Annotated in this window: 18 protein-coding genes; 11 read left to right on the top strand and 7 right to left on the bottom strand. The window is 40.3% G+C overall.

The annotated features are described in order from the left end of the window. Positions 1-52: 52 nt before the first annotated feature. The 3 genes from mutS (at position 53) to NST01_RS08420 (ending at position 4928) form a co-directional block, all read left to right on the top strand. Positions 53-2629: a DNA mismatch repair protein MutS gene (gene mutS, locus NST01_RS08410; protein WP_035700820.1), complete on the top strand. Its 2577-nt coding sequence runs from the start codon at positions 53-55 to the stop codon at positions 2627-2629. Positions 2630-2651: 22 nt separating this feature from the next. Continuing rightward, on the top strand, positions 2652-4553 hold the full coding sequence (gene mutL, locus NST01_RS08415; protein ID WP_341041767.1) for a DNA mismatch repair endonuclease MutL: 1902 nt from the start codon (positions 2652-2654) through the stop codon (positions 4551-4553). Positions 4554-4757: 204 nt separating this feature from the next. Next, positions 4758-4928, top strand: coding sequence for a hypothetical protein (locus NST01_RS08420; RefSeq protein ID WP_017359046.1), 171 nt, complete (start codon positions 4758-4760; stop codon positions 4926-4928). 144 nt (positions 4929-5072) lie between these two features. On the opposite strand, the gene bslA is transcribed toward NST01_RS08420, so the two are convergent. Then, the gene (bslA, locus tag NST01_RS08425; RefSeq protein ID WP_017367279.1) at positions 5073-5609 is read right to left on the bottom strand and encodes a biofilm surface layer hydrophobin BslA; all 537 of its coding nucleotides are present in this window, start codon (positions 5607-5609) and stop codon (positions 5073-5075) included. 125 nt (positions 5610-5734) lie between these two features. Then, the gene (locus NST01_RS08430; RefSeq protein ID WP_008344023.1) at positions 5735-6136 is read right to left on the bottom strand and encodes a hypothetical protein; all 402 of its coding nucleotides are present in this window, start codon (positions 6134-6136) and stop codon (positions 5735-5737) included. A gap of 590 nt (positions 6137-6726) precedes the next feature. Between NST01_RS08430 and NST01_RS08435 the strand changes: the two genes are divergently transcribed. From NST01_RS08435 to NST01_RS08445, 3 genes are all read left to right on the top strand, one after another. Then, positions 6727-7200 (top strand): CarD family transcriptional regulator, encoded by a 474-nt coding sequence (locus NST01_RS08435; protein ID WP_007499456.1) that lies wholly within the window; start codon positions 6727-6729, stop codon positions 7198-7200. A 315-nt stretch (positions 7201-7515) separates the two neighbouring features. Continuing rightward, on the top strand, positions 7516-8265 hold the full coding sequence (locus tag NST01_RS08440) for a poly-gamma-glutamate hydrolase family protein (RefSeq protein ID WP_017367282.1): 750 nt from the start codon (positions 7516-7518) through the stop codon (positions 8263-8265). A gap of 165 nt (positions 8266-8430) precedes the next feature. Continuing rightward, positions 8431-9579, top strand: coding sequence for a Rap family tetratricopeptide repeat protein (locus NST01_RS08445; protein WP_008344020.1), 1149 nt, complete (start codon positions 8431-8433; stop codon positions 9577-9579). Between the two features lie 89 nt (positions 9580-9668). On the opposite strand, the gene NST01_RS08450 is transcribed toward NST01_RS08445, so the two are convergent. Further along, a complete protein-coding gene (locus NST01_RS08450) occupies positions 9669-10994 on the bottom strand; it encodes a S8 family peptidase (protein ID WP_017367283.1) in 1326 nt (441 codons plus the stop codon). A 584-nt stretch (positions 10995-11578) separates the two neighbouring features. Between NST01_RS08450 and NST01_RS08455 the strand changes: the two genes are divergently transcribed. Beyond that, entirely contained in the window at positions 11579-12313 is a 735-nt protein-coding gene (locus NST01_RS08455) for a poly-gamma-glutamate hydrolase family protein (RefSeq protein ID WP_017359039.1), read from the top strand. 76 nt (positions 12314-12389) lie between these two features. Further along, the gene (locus NST01_RS08460) at positions 12390-12839 is read left to right on the top strand and encodes an OsmC family protein (protein ID WP_017359038.1); all 450 of its coding nucleotides are present in this window, start codon (positions 12390-12392) and stop codon (positions 12837-12839) included. Positions 12840-12885: 46 nt separating this feature from the next. Here the strand turns inward: NST01_RS08460 and erbB are convergent, their stop codons facing one another. The 4 genes from erbB to NST01_RS08480 all read right to left on the bottom strand — a co-directional run bounded on the left by erbB (position 12886) and on the right by NST01_RS08480 (position 14478). Beyond that, on the bottom strand, positions 12886-13245 hold the full coding sequence (erbB, locus tag NST01_RS08465; RefSeq protein ID WP_017359037.1) for an SMR family multidrug efflux transporter EbrB: 360 nt from the start codon (positions 13243-13245) through the stop codon (positions 12886-12888). A 15-nt stretch (positions 13246-13260) separates the two neighbouring features. Continuing rightward, complete coding sequence (erbA, locus tag NST01_RS08470; RefSeq protein ID WP_017367286.1) at positions 13261-13578, bottom strand: SMR family multidrug efflux transporter EbrA; 318 nt, start codon at positions 13576-13578, stop codon at positions 13261-13263. Positions 13579-13580: 2 nt separating this feature from the next. Then, entirely contained in the window at positions 13581-14123 is a 543-nt protein-coding gene (locus tag NST01_RS08475) for a TetR/AcrR family transcriptional regulator (RefSeq protein ID WP_341041769.1), read from the bottom strand. A 112-nt stretch (positions 14124-14235) separates the two neighbouring features. After that, on the bottom strand, positions 14236-14478 hold the full coding sequence (locus tag NST01_RS08480; protein WP_025207366.1) for a hypothetical protein: 243 nt from the start codon (positions 14476-14478) through the stop codon (positions 14236-14238). 104 nt (positions 14479-14582) lie between these two features. Here NST01_RS08480 and NST01_RS08485 point away from each other — a divergent pair, with 104 nt between their 5' ends. From NST01_RS08485 to hfq, 3 genes are all read left to right on the top strand, one after another. Beyond that, on the top strand, positions 14583-14984 hold the full coding sequence (locus tag NST01_RS08485; RefSeq protein WP_045035121.1) for a YmaF family protein: 402 nt from the start codon (positions 14583-14585) through the stop codon (positions 14982-14984). A 68-nt stretch (positions 14985-15052) separates the two neighbouring features. Next, the gene (gene miaA / locus NST01_RS08490; protein WP_017359035.1) at positions 15053-16003 is read left to right on the top strand and encodes a tRNA (adenosine(37)-N6)-dimethylallyltransferase MiaA; all 951 of its coding nucleotides are present in this window, start codon (positions 15053-15055) and stop codon (positions 16001-16003) included. Positions 16004-16028: 25 nt separating this feature from the next. Beyond that, on the top strand, positions 16029-16250 hold the full coding sequence (hfq, locus tag NST01_RS08495) for an RNA chaperone Hfq (protein WP_003211269.1): 222 nt from the start codon (positions 16029-16031) through the stop codon (positions 16248-16250). Positions 16251-16314 lie beyond the last annotated feature (64 nt).

The following is a 16314-nucleotide window of genomic DNA, read 5'->3' on the forward strand; positions in this document are numbered from 1 at the left end:
TATAATGAAAGATGGTATGAATTCGAAAGTAATATAGTGAGGGATTAGAAATATGGCAAGTTATACGCCCATGATACAGCAATATTTAAAGATCAAGGCAGATTACCAAGATGCCTTTTTATTTTTTCGCTTAGGCGATTTTTACGAAATGTTTTTTGATGATGCAAAAGAAGCAGCACAAGAATTAGAAATTACGTTAACAAGCAGGGATGGCGGCACGATTCCAATGTGTGGTGTTCCATATCATTCTGCGTCTGCATACATAGAACAACTGATTGAAAAAGGCTATAAAGTCGCCATTTGTGAGCAGGTGGAAGACCCTAAAACGGCAAAAGGTGTGGTCAAAAGAGAGGTCGTTCAACTGATTACACCAGGTACGGTCATGGACGGCAAAGGACTGAATGAAAACGAAAATAACTTTATCGCGTCTGTTTCCAGCTTTCAAAATGGCTACGGTCTTGCGCTTTCCGATTTATCAACAGGTGAAAACATGGCGGCTTTCATTGAACGGTTAGATGAAGTTGTGTCTGAAATTTATTCTGTCGGTGCAAAAGAGATTGTGGTATCAAAGCAGCTTGATGAAGAAACGGTGAAAACCCTGAAGGAACGCTGCCAAGCGACCATCTCATACGAAGATAGCGCTGAATTAATAGATGAAGCTGAACGACTCGTTGCTCATCTTGACGAACATCTGAAAATAGCATTTTTAACACTCTATGCATACTTAAGAAGAACGCAAAAAAGGAGTCTTGATCATCTTCAGCAAGTTCAAGTGTTTCAGCTTGAACAAACGATGAAAATTGATCTTTACTCAAAAAGAAACCTTGAATTAACAGAAACCATCCGTTCAAAAAGCAAGAAGGGTTCTTTATTATGGCTCTTAGATGAAACAAAAACGGCAATGGGCGGAAGATTGCTGAAGCAATGGATTGATCGTCCGCTCATCCGCCTTTCACAAATCAAAGAACGCCAGGAAATGGTGCAAATTTTGATGGAACATTTCTTTGAGCGAGAGGATCTGCGAGAACGTTTAAAGCAAGTGTATGATCTTGAACGTCTAGCAGGCCGTGTGGCATTTGGAAATGTGAATGCCCGAGATCTTATTCAATTGAAAGAATCTCTCAAGCAAGTGCCGGCTATTAAAGAGCTTGTCCATTCTCTCCCGGAGGAAATGGCGAAATCTAGAGCAAATGACATTGACCCATGCGGTGATTTACTTAATTTATTAGAAGATGCTCTTTATGAGAATCCGCCGATGACGTTAAAAGAAGGCAATTTGATTAAAGATGGCTACAATGCAAAATTAGATGAATATCGTGATGCGAGCCGAAACGGGAAAGATTGGATCGCTCGTCTTGAACAGCAAGAAAGAGAATATACAGGCATTCGATCGTTGAAAGTCGGCTTTAATAAAGTGTTTGGCTACTATATCGAAGTGACCCGTGCAAATACGCATTTATTAGAAGAAGGCCGTTATGAAAGAAAACAAACCCTTGCCAATGCAGAGCGGTATATTACACCTGAATTGAAAGAAAAAGAAGCCCTTATTCTTGAGGCGGAATCAAATATTAGTGAATTGGAATATGAACTATTTTCTGCGCTTCGGGAACAAGTAAAAGCCTATATTCCTAGATTACAGTTGCTTGCAAAACAAATGAGTGAGCTTGATGCGCTGCAATGCTTTGCCACTGTGAGTGAAAAACGGCGTTATGTTCGCCCTGAATTTTCATCAGATGAAGTGGAAGTCATTGATGGTCGTCATCCTGTTGTTGAAAAAGTGATGGATCATCAAGAGTATGTGCCGAATGACTGCCAAATGGGCAAAGGGAGACAAACCTTGCTCATTACTGGTCCGAATATGTCAGGGAAAAGCACATATATGAGACAAATGGCATTGATCTCGATTCTTGCGCAAATTGGCTGTTTTGTGCCAGCATCAAAGGCAACCCTTCCGATTTTTGATCAAATCTTTACACGTATTGGGGCAGCAGATGATTTGATTTCTGGTCAAAGTACTTTTATGGTAGAGATGCTTGAAGCAAAAAATGCGATGGTACATGCGACAAAGAACAGTTTGATTTTATTTGATGAAATTGGACGCGGGACAAGCACTTATGATGGAATGGCTCTTGCACAGGCAATCATTGAATTTGTGCATGATCATATTGGTGCCAAAACCCTTTTCTCCACTCATTATCATGAACTGACGGTACTGGAATCCCAATTAAGCGAACTGAAAAATGTCCACGTGCGAGCTGAAGAGCATGAAGGAACAGTTGTTTTCTTACATCAAATCAAAGAAGGTGCAGCGGATAAAAGCTACGGCATCCATGTAGCGCAGCTTGCTGAACTGCCTGATGCGATCATTGATCGAGCCCAGACCATCTTAACGGAGCTTGAGAGCGGATCACATGAAGTGATTCCGAGCGTCTCTAAAGCCCCGAAAAAAGAAATGGCTGAGGAAAAACAGCAGCTTTCTTTCTTTGAAGTGGAAGAAAAACCGCAAACAAAACCTGTGCTGAAAAACAAAGATCAAGCAGTGATCGAAGAATTGAAGTCATTTAATTTAATGGATATGACACCGCTTGAAGCGATGACAAAGCTATATGAATTGCAAAAGAAATTATAATGTAAAGTGAGGTGAGCAAGAAATGGCAAAGATTATTCAGTTATCCGATGACCTATCAAATAAAATTGCAGCTGGTGAAGTGGTCGAACGCCCGGCTTCTGTTGTGAAGGAGCTCGTGGAAAATGCGATCGATGCTAGTAGTACTGTCATTGAAATCGATGTAGAAGAAGCAGGACTTTCTTCTATTAGAATTATTGATAATGGGGTGGGAATCGATGCTGAAGATTGTAAGCTCGCCTTTCAGCGTCATGCGACGAGTAAAATCAAAGATGAAAATGATCTGTTTCGTGTCAGGACGCTCGGTTTCAGGGGGGAGGCGCTGCCAAGTATTGCCTCCGTCTCTCACTTAGAAATGAAGACAAGTACCGGTGAAGGTGCTGGAACACACTTAGCTCTCCAAGGCGGGAAGATCATTTCGGAGAAAAAAACCACTGGCCGTCGCGGCACCGAAATTGTGGTCACCAATTTATTTTATAATACGCCAGCCCGTCTAAAATACATGAAAACTGTTCATACGGAGCTTGGCAACATTTCTGATGTTGTGAACCGAATTGCACTTGCTCATCCAGAAGTGTCGATTCGTTTGCGACATCAAGGAAAAGTGCTGCTTCAAACAAATGGAAACGGAGATGTGCGGCATGTGCTTGCGGCCATTTATGGAACGGCAGTGGCCAAAAAAATGCTGCCACTACATGTACAATCACTTGATTTTGAAGTGAAAGGCTATATTTCCTTACCAGAAGTGACAAGGGCATCACGTAATTATATGTCTTCTGTTGTCAACGGTAGATATGTCAAGCATTTCCCGCTGGTGAAAGCCATTCATGAAGGATACCATACACTGCTCCCGATCGGACGCCATCCAATTACATTTATTGAGATGAAGATGGACCCCATTTTAGTCGATGTGAACGTACATCCTTCTAAACTTGAAGTCAGACTAAGTAAAGAGCAAGAACTTCATGAGTTGATCAAACAAGGGATTAAGGACGTCTTTCAAAAGCAACAGCTCATTCCAAGTGCTTCAGTGTCAAAAAAAGCACCAATGCCAGCAGTGAAAAATGAGCAACAGTCCTTATCTTTTGATTCTAAACAAACAATGAAAAGCCGAATGGAAACACCTGTTTCCTATGAGCCGGACTCACTCGCATCGGCTGTATACGAGACTAGTCAGAACGACACATACGGGGTGCGTGAACCGGAAAGTACGGAAGCGCCTTTACCAGCATCGTCTGAAGAAACGTTTGACCATGTATATGTAGAGGAATCTGCAGCTTCGCATGAACAACATGACGAAGTGATACTGGAAGAGAGTGCAGCCCAGCATCAGGCTGAAAGTGAACGTGTCCCTGTGATGTATCCGATTGGACAAATGCATGGAACGTATATTTTGGCCCAAAATGAACGCGGTCTTTATATCATCGATCAGCACGCTGCCCAAGAGCGAATCAAGTATGAGTACTTTCGTGAAAAGGTAGGAGACATTGAACAGGAAGTGCAAGAAATGCTTGTTCCATTAACCTTTCACTACTCAAAAAACGATATGTTGATTATTGAAGAGCATATCGATATTTTAGCAAAAGTAGGGGTCTTCTTAGAGCCATTCGGATCAGGTAGCTATATCGTTCGATCGCATCCGCAGTGGTTTCCTAAAGGGGAAGAGGCTGAACTCATCGAAGAAATCATTCAGCAAGTACTTGATGAAAAGCGTGTGGATATCAAGAAACTGAGAGAAGAAGCGGCGATCATGATGAGCTGTAAAGGCTCGATTAAAGCAAATCGTCATTTGCGTAACGATGAAATCAAAGCCTTATTAGATGAACTCCGGCAAACACAAGACCCATTTACATGTCCGCATGGCCGGCCGATTATGATTCATCATTCCACTTATGAAATGGAAAAGATGTTTAAACGGGTGATGTAGCAGGATTTTAGCTGGTGGGTGAATCGGTTTGCCCACCAATTAATTTTTCAATCCGATAGTTTGGTTCCTGTTGTTGTGATGTGAAGATAAACATCCGCTGTCATGTTGTAAGGATAACCCCTTTCCTCAAATGGATAGGGGTTTTTGTTATTTGGTTATACGATTAGGTGAAGCGTGATATGATTGTAAAAAGGAGGGAATATGATGACATTTAAAAAAGCGTTCAATATAGGTTACTTTGTTTTGCTTTTATCTTTTTTTGTCGTATATTTTTTGCTTCCAGTCGATCAACTATTTACCGCAATGATGATTCTAACCTTACTATTTGGCGTATATCAATTTGTGATTTTTAAAAAACTAAAAGAGCAAAAATAACAATAAAAAACGCCATATATGGGTTTGCCAACTAATGATGACAGACCATCATGAGATATGGTGTAACAATTATATAAAATGCAGTAAGCACAGTGGCAAGAGATGTAATAAATGAGAAAAAGCGCTCTAAGAGCGCTTTTTTGTTTAGCATCCGCAAGGATTTGGCGGTGTGACGACAACTGGCCGTTTATTAATATCAATCGTATCCTCTGCATAAAATGTGGAACCGATGCTGATCGCACGATTTTCTGCGCGGAACGTATATGTACCTGCAGCAGGAAGTACTTTATGAGAAAGTTGTAATGTATATTGGGAACTTCCGAATAAATCGAAACGAGCTGGAATGCGAACAGTTTTTCCATTGTTCAAAATGTAACTGTCTTTTAAAGCTTTTCCGTTGATAATATCTTTTGTTGTGGCTTGAAAACCTGCTGGTAAAGTAAATTCAACTGCACCAATACTAAGAACAGAATTTGGACGGTAAGTCAGGTCAATGTCAGAAAAAGACCATTCTTGTTTACTTGCTCCTGTGATTTTTGCATAAAGTGCAGCTGGCCTTGCATTCGTTGAAGCTTTGCTTTCCTCTGTTTTAGCCCCTTCAGCTGATGCGGCTAGCGGTACTGAGAGTGCCATGACCAATGTAAGCATCCCCATCATAATGATTGTCCATGTTTTCTTCATTTCTTCCTTCCCCCTTGGTTGATTATAGGTAAATAATAGATGATTACATCCATTATTTACCTATAAGGTTACCATATTCCTATATGTCATTAAATGGTATTTTATACCCTTATTTTGCTTGTTTTTTAGTAATAACGGGGTAGAAATGCATTTGGTTGGTTCATTCCGTAAGCATTTCCTGTCATATGATGATTTGCTGGCATCATCATCTGCATATCATGATAGCCGTATGGCTGGTGGGGAGCCATACCATAACCGCCGTAGTGACCGAAGTGATGGTGATCGTTCATCTGTACATTTGAATAGGGATCATACTGCTTCGTAAAAGGGGAATAGGCTGAATGATGATGCGGGTGGTGTCCGCTATAAGCATCTTTTTTACCGGTATGATAATGATTTGGCATATTCATATGGTCATGCATGTTTGGTGCGATCATATGCTCATGATTGGCTGTATACACATTTTCAAACGTGTGATAGGGATTTCCTTGATGGTAATGGTTGGTTTGGTTATTCATATTATTCATTTTGTATCTCATCCTTTTTTTCAGGTTGCCATATCCTATGAGCTGCACCTGTTTCATGAGCCTATCCATATGAAAGAAAAGAACGACATGTAACAAAAAAACCGGCTTTTCAGCCGGGAAAACAAAAAGCAGGTGTAGCGTCAAACACTAAAATGAGAAGCTATGTCTTTTTCTGCGACGCTTCTTACATCTGCTGCAGACACTTTTAGGAAAATAATGGGGATCGTAGCTTCTTGAAGTATCCCAAAAATCGCTCTCAAACCAATCATCTTTTTTATGATAAAACTTCTTTTTTTCACACGGATCCATATGGTGATGATCGTCATGCTTTTTATAGCATTTTGAGTGGGAATGTTTGCTCTTGCATTTGCACATTGTCATCCCTCCTAAATGTGACTCAATGCTAGTATATGCAAGAAAGGTGTACGAGGACTGGATGGTGGCGCTCCTTTTGTAAAAAAAGGCTAATTCTTTAAAAACTCAAATAAAAAGAATTGACTAGTGCTAAATTAACATGATAAAATATAAATTTTTATCCTCTGCTGAAATGTGTTATAATGATATTGTGAATACTTTCGGAGGTGGCGGATTTGTTTCAAATAGGTGATAAAATTGTTTATCCAATGCATGGAGCCGGTGTGATTGAAGGAATGGAAGAAAAAGAGATTTTAGGTAAGACGCAGGAATATTTTCTGATTCAAATGCCGAATATGCAGATGATGGTCCCAAAAGGCAGAATCAATCAACTAGGTATACGTCCGGTAGCTGATCAAGCTACGCTGAAAGTTGTGATGAACAATTTTGCAGAAGAAACAAACGACGACACGCTTACTTGGAAGCAAAGATATGATGAAAATCTGAAAAAGCTAAAAACAGGTTCGATTGAAGATGGCGCAGACGTTGTCAAAGATCTGATGAGACGTAATCAGAAAAAAGCCTTAAATTCTAGTGAAAAGAAGATGCTTGAAGATGCACGGGGCATGTTAGTGAGCGAAATTTCACTTGCACAAGGCATGTCGCAAGATGAAGTGCTGACAGCATTAGAGAATGAATTAAGAGTTTAATGCTGGATATACAGAGACTGGCTGTAAACAGAAGGAGATATTCCTTTTGTTTACAGCTTTTTTATTTGAAAAAAAGATGAAAATTCCCAATTTTGTAGGTGTTTTTGACTAAAACTAAAATGAGGTCATAGGATTTAGTTTTTACTTGGACAAGAACCGTTTTAAAGAAGCCGAAAATACCTAGGGCACCATAAAAAAACAGGTAAGTTCTCCTGATTCATGAAAAGGAGCCGGACATTCTTTGAATTCTTTTAGCGATTGATAGTAAAATAATGCGATAAGATGACATCGAAGAGAATGAAAAGGAGCGGTGAAATGAAAAGACTACTCATAAGTGGATTCATCTTTCTCATCCTGTGTGCTCTTTTAATGGTGAAATGCAGCCATTCTATCCAAGAAAATAAAGAGCAAAAACAACATTATGAAGAAGTAGAAAAGTATAAGAAAGAGCGAAAAAAAGGGGATCAATATGAAAGTTTTAAACAGCTTATACGGCATGAAAGAGACGGCTATGAGATAGAGTTTCATGAAAAAGGAGGAAGTGACTTACTTGTCTTTTCTCCTCACGGCGGTGAAATTGAGCCAGGAACAAGTGAAATTGTAGAAGCATTTGAAAAGAAGTACTCTACGTATTTATTTGAAGGGACAAAACAAGACAACAATCGTGATTTGCATATCACTAGTACAAAATTCGATGAACCGATTTTGGTTCAAATGATTAAAACATATCCCTTTTCTATATCTATCCACGGCTATAAAAGTGATAGAAGACATACACTTGTGGGCGGGACAAACGAAAAAATGCAAGAAGCGGTTGTGCGAGAACTAAAAGACAGGGGCTTCTCCGCAGAGCTCGTGCAAAAAGGCGAGCGCCTCTCTGGAACGGATCCAAACAACATTAATAATCAAAATGCAAGTGGCGAAAGTGTCCAATTAGAAATTAGTACGGCGCAGAGAAAAGCCTTTTTTGACAACTTTGATACAAGAAAAGGAAAGAAAAAAGCATTTAGTCGCTATGTCAGTGGTTTAAAAGAAGTGCTTAGAGAATTCGACCCTTCTTCGTAGAAAAAAGGTTTTGATGGGCAAAAGTACTCTCTTTAAACTTGGTAAAAAAGATAGAAATGTGCAAAATCAACATAAAATATGAAATAAATGACAATTTGCCTTAAAATCATAAATTATGTAAAATAATAGTTATCAGTTTGATATGATAGAATGGGGCTGAAGTGGATGGCACACAAAATACCATCTTCCGAAGTAGGTGTAAAAATCAATCAATGGTACACACATATTTGCAAATTTGAAGTTGATCAGGCAAACGATATGAAGCGCCTTGTTGAAGAAGACATTCATGAGATGGAAGAAGATCAAGATTTATTACTCTATTATTCTCTCATGGATTTTCGCCATCAAATGATGCTTCAGCACTTAACGCCAGTCCATGCAGGGAATGAATCGCTTCAAGCGGTTTCTTTTCCAAAAGATATTGAAGAGGCAGAAGATGAGATGACGGGTTTATTGGGCTATTACTTTCATTTTTTCCATGGAATGTATGCATTTACCCAGCACCGGTATATCGAAGCCATTTCCTATTATAAGCATGCGGAACATCAGCTGATCTTAGTGACAGATGAGATCGAAAAAGCGGAATTTTATTATAAAATTGCTGAAGTATACTATCATATGAAACAAACCTATTTTTCTATGCATTATGCGAAAAAAGCGAGAGACATCTATAAGAAACATCAGCTTTATGGAAAAAGAAGCATTCAATGCGATTTTGTGATGGCAGGTAATTGGATTGATGTAAGTCAGCATCAAAAAGCGCTCCCGTATTTAGAAAAAGCTTTAAAAGTGTGTGAAGCAATGGAAAGAAAAGAATGCACATCTTATTTTAAGGCGATGGCCCTCAATAACTTAGGAACTTGTCATTATAGTATGGGAACCTATCATACAGCGACGGTCTTCTTTGAACAAGCCATTTCACTTTATCAAAAAGATCAAGCTGCAACGATGATCAAATCATTGTTTTCACTGGCTCTTACTTGTTTTAAACTCGAAGATATGGAGCGAGCGAGTGAGGCTATAAAGGAAGGCATGAATCAGGCATCTATATTGGGAGATGAAATTTATCAATTGAAATTCCAATTTTTACAGGCACTCTATATAGAAACAGACAGCTCTGAACAATTGAGATCAGCCCTTTTGGGACTACGAAACAAAAAAATGTTTGCTGATTTAGAGGAATTGGCACTTGATGCGGCTAATTATTATAAGGAACGCGACATGTACAAGGAATCTTCCACTTTTTTTGAAATTGTGATCGAAGCGCGTACGCACATTCAAAAAGGAGATGAGATGTATGAGAACGAAGCATAACATGTCAGCTGCTCAAGTAGAAGAAAGACTTCACACATAAAAACAGACAAAACAACACCCTTTACGAAAAACGTAAAGGGCTTTTTTATTTATTCTTGGATGGCTTTTTCTGCGTCGATGGCACCTGCTCCGTAAATCATTGGGTCCTCTCCAGACCACTTGCTTGTATTTTCTTTTAATAAGGCTTTGACTTCATCAGGTGTTAAATCTGGTGAATGCTCTAATAATAGTGCGCAGATACCGGCACAAATGGGTGTCGCCATCGAAGTGCCAGATAACGTCGTATAATCATCATCGACTCTACTTGATTTATCTAGTTTATCTAGGAATGATCTTGGTGATCTAAGAGAGACGATATTGACTCCTGGTGCGAGGAGGTCGGGCTTTGTTTCACCGTAGACCGTTGGACCTCTGCTCGAAAATGGTGCCACGACATCGTCACTTGATTCTGGCGTATTTCGATCATCATAGGCTCCGACCGTAATGACTTTTTGACTCACGGCAGGGCTTGCGATTGTTTGACTGTTAGGACCGGAGTTCCCAGCAGCAACGCATACAACAATCCCTTGATCCCAAGCTGCATTGACAGCGCGCACCATCGGATCGTCTTGTTCGTCATCATAACGCTGCGCATCGCCGCCTAGCGACATACTGATAATGTGAATTGGATCATCAGGATGGTCTTCGTTGAACTGTATGCACCATTCAACACCTTCTATAATAGTAGAAAGTGATCCAGCGCCTTGTTTATTTAACACTTTTACCCCAATGATATTGGCTTTTGGAGCGGGTCCTTTGTATAAGCCGTCTGAGGCAGCTCCGTCTCCAGCCACATCCCCAGCGCAATGCGTTCCATGACCGTTATCATCGTAAGGTTTCGTTTTTTGTTTGACTAAATCTACAAAGTCGCGAATTCTTCCATCTAAGTCCTCATGTGGGTATATGCCTGTGTCAACGACCGCTACCGTAATGCCTTCACCGGTTAAGGTTGTGCCATTTCGAACGACTTCATCCGCATGACTTGATTGTGTCGCCACATCCAGCAGTGCATGTACCTGTCTGTCTAAATATATTTTGCGAATATGCTCCCCATTTGCTAAGAGTTCCTCTAAAGCAGCAGGGGTAAGATCAGCTGCGCAGCAGTTAATATGTGAAAAATGTTTTTTGATGTTTGTTTTTCTGCTTTTTTTCATTAGCTGCTTTGTGCTTTGAATACCTGCTTCGACTGCATCTTCTTTAAATTCAATGATGACCCGAAGCTTCTTGCTCTTCTTTAACCTTCCTTCAAAAAAACGATGAAGAAAACAAGGCGTCCACTTAAAAGGCTTATAGAGGTGAAGGACGGTCTCTCTTAAAGGCTGATCCAATTTACTAGCATGTGTTCTGACCATTTGTACCATGGAAAATCCAAACATGTGATGCCCTCCATTCTAGCTATCCATTCTCGTACACTCTTACGTTATGAACATGACAGCATCTTTGTTCGGATTCTTGTCCCTTCTTTTGTTCATATTGGCGGCTGACTCATTCCCTTTAAAAAGAAAAGCGCTTACATTTTGTAAAATAATAGAAAAAGGTGGAAATCATATTAAAACTGCCGATGATAGGTGGGAGAGTTCTTCTTAGAGAACCAGTAAAACAGAGGATTCTGCAGAAAAAAGGGGGGTTCTAGACAGGGTCAATGCTCATACAAATGTGATTCATTCCAGATGAAAAAAATCAAATTCGCATAAAAAAAAGACGAATTAAAGAAAACAGACTGGGTAGGACTAGGTCATTTTAAACATAACTTCATTTGTTTGTCATACTATTCTAACTCTGTTTTCAATCAGGAAAGGCGTTTCTGTGTATATAAATGCAATTATCTTATTTTTGAGGAATCTCATGATCTAGAGTGTTATGATCAAATTTGAAGAGAAAATGTGGAAAAAATGAAAAGAAATGATGATTCAATATTAATCATAGAAACGGCTTAGAAATCTGTTAAAGGAGAACGGGAATGAAGAAGTTTTTTGCTTTGCTTCTCCTGCTTGTCATCGGATGGGGCGTCTATTATACCATGCAAGCACAGGAACATGATGAGCCAGTGTCATCAGGTGGAGAAGACGAAAGCGGTTCAAATGATATGTATCGCAATTTTAAAGAACTGGAAGAGAATGAATCAACAGATCATTATCAAATCACATCCAATCCAGTGCCCGGCAGCCGTCTTCTAGTGATGTCGCCTCATGGCGGGAGAATCGAAGGCGGCGTTAGTGAGATTGTCCATTTTTTTGATAACGATTTTTCTACGTACTTATTTGAAGGTTTTAGAGAAAATGCATCAGAACTTCATATTACAAGTACAAACTTCGATGAACCAATCGGAGTCGCACAGGCAAAAGCACATGATTATGTATTAGCTGTTCATGGATATAAAGGGGAGCCGGGAATTGACCACACCCTTGTTGGCGGAACAGACTATGACCGTGCTGAAAAAATTGTGAACTCATTAGAGCGCAACGGTTTTTCTGCTGAACTTGCAGTTGCACACGCAACCCTAAGCGGAACGAGCAATCATAATATTAATAATCTTACAAAAACAGGGCAAAGTGTACAGCTTGAGATTAGTAGAAGTCAACGGGAAGCGTTATTTGACAGTTTCGATTTTCGGTATCGATCGAGTACAAAAAACGAGACGTTCTACCGGTATGTCAGGGCGATTCGCACGGTGCTGGATGAAGAATATACGTAAGGATGGTGCACATCTTAAGACAGCAAGGTGAATTCTTGTTACACTATAAAAAGTGATAACAAAAGGAGAGACAGATATGGCGCGTCATCATTTTCATCTTCAGGCAAGCTGGCCTGGTCTGCGTAACGATGTGGGGACAATCGAATGTGCACAGTTAAAGACGGAGATTTCCATTCCAAAAGAAATGGATGGACCGGGTATTGGAACAAATCCAGATGAGATGCTCCTAGGTGCAGCAGCCACATGTTATATCATTACACTTGCAGCCATGATGGAGCGGAGTCAATTAGAGAAAGAGGATCTATCGATGAGCTCTGAGGCAGTTGTCGATGTGACAAACGGTGTGTTTACATATGAGAAAATCATTCACCGTCCTGTCATCATTCTCAAAGAGTCTGCTACAGCACAGGACATAGAACGAGCTCGTAAGCTGGCACATAAAGCGGAAAGCTCATGTATGATCTCTAGAGCTGTGCAAGGGAATGTCCATATTTCCTTAGAAGAAACCATCAAAGCTGGTTATTAAGATAAAAAAGTCATTTTCTCTTGATTAATGGAGAAAATGACTTTTTTTATGACGTCCATTCGGTTTGATCGAAGGGTTCTTTCTTTTGTTTTTTGGATTGATTTAAGACAATGACGCCGCATATGACAAGTGCAAGACCAATGAATCCTTTCATATGAATGGTTTCGTTAAATAGTACGAGGCCCACAAGAGCAGTAAGTGCTGTACCGACCCCAGACCATGTGGCATATGCAGATGACAGCTCAATTGTTTTGAGTGCCAAACTGAGAAAGGTAAAGGCGCACCCAAATCCGATCAGCACCCCCATACTCGGCAGCACCTGTGTAAAACCTTGCGAAAGCTTCAGCATCGTACTGCCAAACACCTCTGTCAAAATGGCTCCTGTTAAATAAAGCATTCCTTTCATATCACTTCACATCCTTTAAGACATATTTAATAGTACGACCCCTGAAACAAGCATTGCCATTCCAATAAGTGCTTGACGGTTCAAGGTTTCTTTGAAAAAGAGCACGCCAAAAAAAGCCGTGAGGACGGTACCTACCCCAGACCATGTGGCGTAAGACATGCTAAGTGGAATGATATTTAGGGTCAATGACAGCATGTAAAAAGCAAGTGTATAGCCAGCGACAACGACAGCGCTAGGTTTAAAGCGTGTGAAACCATTTGATAGTTTCAGCATCGCTGCCCCAATCGCTTCTGAAAAAATGGCGATAGCCAAAAAAAGATATCCGAGGATCATCATCATCCCTCCTCTAAAATGTGTAAAATCCGATGAAGTAAAAGGGTTTTTTCCTTTCGATTCAATGGTTCAAGCTGAAACATTTCTGAAAACCATATGCCATCACAGGCAAGACGGATCAATTGGCTAAGTGCAGGGTCATTGATTTCCTCGGCTGCTTTTTCTTTAAATTCCGCATAAAAATGACGCCAAGGATTTAATAACGCTTCATCAAATGACATGGTTGCCAGCATACTTGTACATAGCTGTGTGGTGTTTTGTCTATCAAGATCATTTAATGTGGCCAATATATAGGCACGTACATAGGGCGCCTTTTCGTTTTTGTATGTTTCCTGATACGTGTCAAGCTGCTGACGAAAAGAGGCAACCGCATGCTCATTCATTTGCTGGATCAGGTCTTCCTTGCTTGAAAAATGATACAGTAGCCCAGCTTTGGTCATATTTGCATGTTCTGCCACCTGCTGAAGGGTGAGCTGACTCAATCCTTCTTTTAGAATGGTGTGAGCTGCTGCCTCAAAAATTTGTTCTTTTTTCGTTTTAGACATAAAAAAAACACCTACTTTACTGAACGGTCGGTAAAGTAAATGTTAACCTATGAAAAACAAACGTGTCAATCGATTCATTTTATAAGAGGATGTTTTCACTAAATCGTCATATTTAATAATAAGGGTATGGTCCATATGGCGGGTATGGGGGTGGATAAGGATAACCATAGCCATATCCTGGAGCAAGAAGCGACCCAGCTAGAAGCCCACCAGCAAAACCACCTAAAAATGGCGGTCCAAAAAATCCAGGTCTCCCATAGCCAAAACCAGGGCGCCCAAACCCAAACCCAGGTCTTCCAAAACCAAAAGGTCTTCTCATCTCATCTTGAACAAACGGTGCGTCAAAATAATTCATAAAAAAAGACTCCTTTCACATAAAATCACTGTAACTGACATCAGTGTATTCGAGTGGCCCACTTGTGTTTGGGTGAATGCCTAAAATAAGGAGGAATGTAAAAAATGGGCCTGTATCCGTCTGATTGGGCTAAATGTCCACCTCATGCACATGCTTATAAAGCGCGAACGGATGTAACCGAAGAACATTATCATTTAATAGAAGGTATTTCTCAGCCTGTCAATGGAAGCAGTACCGACAGACATACTCATTATTACCGGGGGATCACGTCATTTGAAAGAGGGCATTTTCATAGATATTATGGCGTCACTGGACCTGCTATCCCAAGAGTGGACGGGACGCACTACCATGAAATTGAGGAAGTCACGTTTTCTGCCTATATCGACTCTGTCCCGATTCCATACGGGGGAGTCGTTTACAGTCCAGATGAAGAAAGGCCAACGCATAAGCACCGTTTAAAAGGAAAGACATATGAAGTGGTCGGGAATGAACCACTTGGCTGGTGACGGGAGGATATAGGAGAGAAAGAGAAGTTATGCTATACTGTAGGCAGTTTGTAAAAGAGAGTGATGTTATGAAAAAACAACCAGTGATTGTATTAGTAGGTCCGACGGCTGTCGGAAAAACAAAGCTGAGCATTGATATAGCGAAAGCATTTAATGGAGAAATTATCAGCGGGGATTCCATGCAGATCTATAAAGGGATGGATATTGGTACAGCGAAAATCACCCCTGAAGAAATGAATGGCGTTCCGCACCATTTAATCGATATTAAACAACCGGATGAATCGTTTTCTACAGCTGAATTTCAGCAGCTTGTCCGCTTAAAAATCAAAGAGATTGCTGCGAGAGGAAAAACGCCCATGATTGTTGGTGGAACTGGGCTATATATTCAGTCTGTTTTATATGATTACACGTTTACTGATGAGAAAAGTGATCCTGCTTTTAGAGAAGAGATGACGCTGTTTAAGCAGCAGCATGGACCGATCAAACTGTATGAAAAGCTAAAAGAAGCCGATCCTGACGCTGCAAAAGCGATTCATCCGAATAACGTCCGCCGCGTGATCAGAGCGCTTGAAATCATCCATACAACAGGTCAGAAAATGTCTGATATGCAAAACGGGCATCAAGAAGTTCCTCTGTATGACACTGCCTTCATTGGGCTGAAAATGGACCGAGAGCTTTTGTACGAGCGCATTCATCAAAGAATTGATATGATGTTAGATGAAGGCTTAATTGAAGAAGTGAGCGCACTTTATCAATCTGGTTTGAAAGATTGTCAGTCTGTTCAAGCGATTGGTTATAAAGAGTTGTATGCCTATTTTCAAGGCAACTGCTCACTTGATGAAGCCATCCAGCAATTAAAACAAAATTCCCGCAGATATGCGAAGCGTCAGTTTACGTGGTTCCGTAATAAAATGGATGTCACCTGGTTTGATATGACACCACCTTGCCACTTTTCGGACAAAAAAGAGGAAATTTTCGCATATATAGCAGGAAAGCTTGGACTTAAAGCGAAACTGTAGTTATCAGAATCAAGGAGGACGAAACATGAAACCGATTAATATTCAGGACCAATTTTTGAATCAGATCCGCAAAGACAATACATTTGTCACAGTATTTTTACTGAATGGCTTTCAGCTTCGCGGTCAAGTAAAGGGATTTGACAATTTCACGGTGCTGCTTGAGACAGAAGGGAAGCAGCAGCTTATTTATAAACATGCGATTTCAACATTTGCACCTCAAAAAAATGTAAATCTTGAATTAGAATAAACACCCGTTTTCACCAATAGCCCCATGCAGCTGCGAATAAACCGGCCGAAACCCGCTACGTTTT

This window comes from Bacillus sp. FSL R7-0166, from assembly GCF_038008935.1.
Lineage (GTDB): Bacteria > Bacillota > Bacilli > Bacillales > Bacillaceae > Bacillus > Bacillus altitudinis.

Bases quoted from the DNA above. Each gene is read 5' to 3' on its own strand.
- mutS (WP_035700820.1), top strand. From the start codon at position 53: ATGGCAAGTTATACGCCCATGATACAGCAATATTTAAAGATCAAGGCA.
- mutL (WP_341041767.1), top strand. From the start codon at position 2,652: ATGGCAAAGATTATTCAGTTATCCGATGACCTATCAAATAAAATTGCA.
- NST01_RS08420 (WP_017359046.1), top strand. From the start codon at position 4,758: ATGACATTTAAAAAAGCGTTCAATATAGGTTACTTTGTTTTGCTTTTA.
- bslA (WP_017367279.1), bottom strand. From the start codon at position 5,609: ATGAAGAAAACATGGACAATCATTATGATGGGGATGCTTACATTGGTC.
- NST01_RS08430 (WP_008344023.1), bottom strand. From the start codon at position 6,136: ATGAATAATATGAATAACCAAACCAACCATTACCATCAAGGAAATCCC.
- NST01_RS08440 (WP_017367282.1), top strand. From the start codon at position 7,516: ATGAAAAGACTACTCATAAGTGGATTCATCTTTCTCATCCTGTGTGCT.
- NST01_RS08445 (WP_008344020.1), top strand. From the start codon at position 8,431: ATGGCACACAAAATACCATCTTCCGAAGTAGGTGTAAAAATCAATCAA.
- NST01_RS08450 (WP_017367283.1), bottom strand. From the start codon at position 10,994: ATGTTTGGATTTTCCATGGTACAAATGGTCAGAACACATGCTAGTAAA.
- NST01_RS08455 (WP_017359039.1), top strand. From the start codon at position 11,579: ATGAAGAAGTTTTTTGCTTTGCTTCTCCTGCTTGTCATCGGATGGGGC.
- NST01_RS08460 (WP_017359038.1), top strand. From the start codon at position 12,390: ATGGCGCGTCATCATTTTCATCTTCAGGCAAGCTGGCCTGGTCTGCGT.
- erbB (WP_017359037.1), bottom strand. From the start codon at position 13,245: ATGAAAGGAATGCTTTATTTAACAGGAGCCATTTTGACAGAGGTGTTT.
- erbA (WP_017367286.1), bottom strand. From the start codon at position 13,578: ATGATCCTCGGATATCTTTTTTTGGCTATCGCCATTTTTTCAGAAGCG.
- NST01_RS08475 (WP_341041769.1), bottom strand. From the start codon at position 14,123: ATGTCTAAAACGAAAAAAGAACAAATTTTTGAGGCAGCAGCTCACACC.
- NST01_RS08480 (WP_025207366.1), bottom strand. From the start codon at position 14,478: ATGAATTATTTTGACGCACCGTTTGTTCAAGATGAGATGAGAAGACCT.
- NST01_RS08485 (WP_045035121.1), top strand. From the start codon at position 14,583: ATGGGCCTGTATCCGTCTGATTGGGCTAAATGTCCACCTCATGCACAT.
- miaA (WP_017359035.1), top strand. From the start codon at position 15,053: ATGAAAAAACAACCAGTGATTGTATTAGTAGGTCCGACGGCTGTCGGA.
- hfq (WP_003211269.1), top strand. From the start codon at position 16,029: ATGAAACCGATTAATATTCAGGACCAATTTTTGAATCAGATCCGCAAA.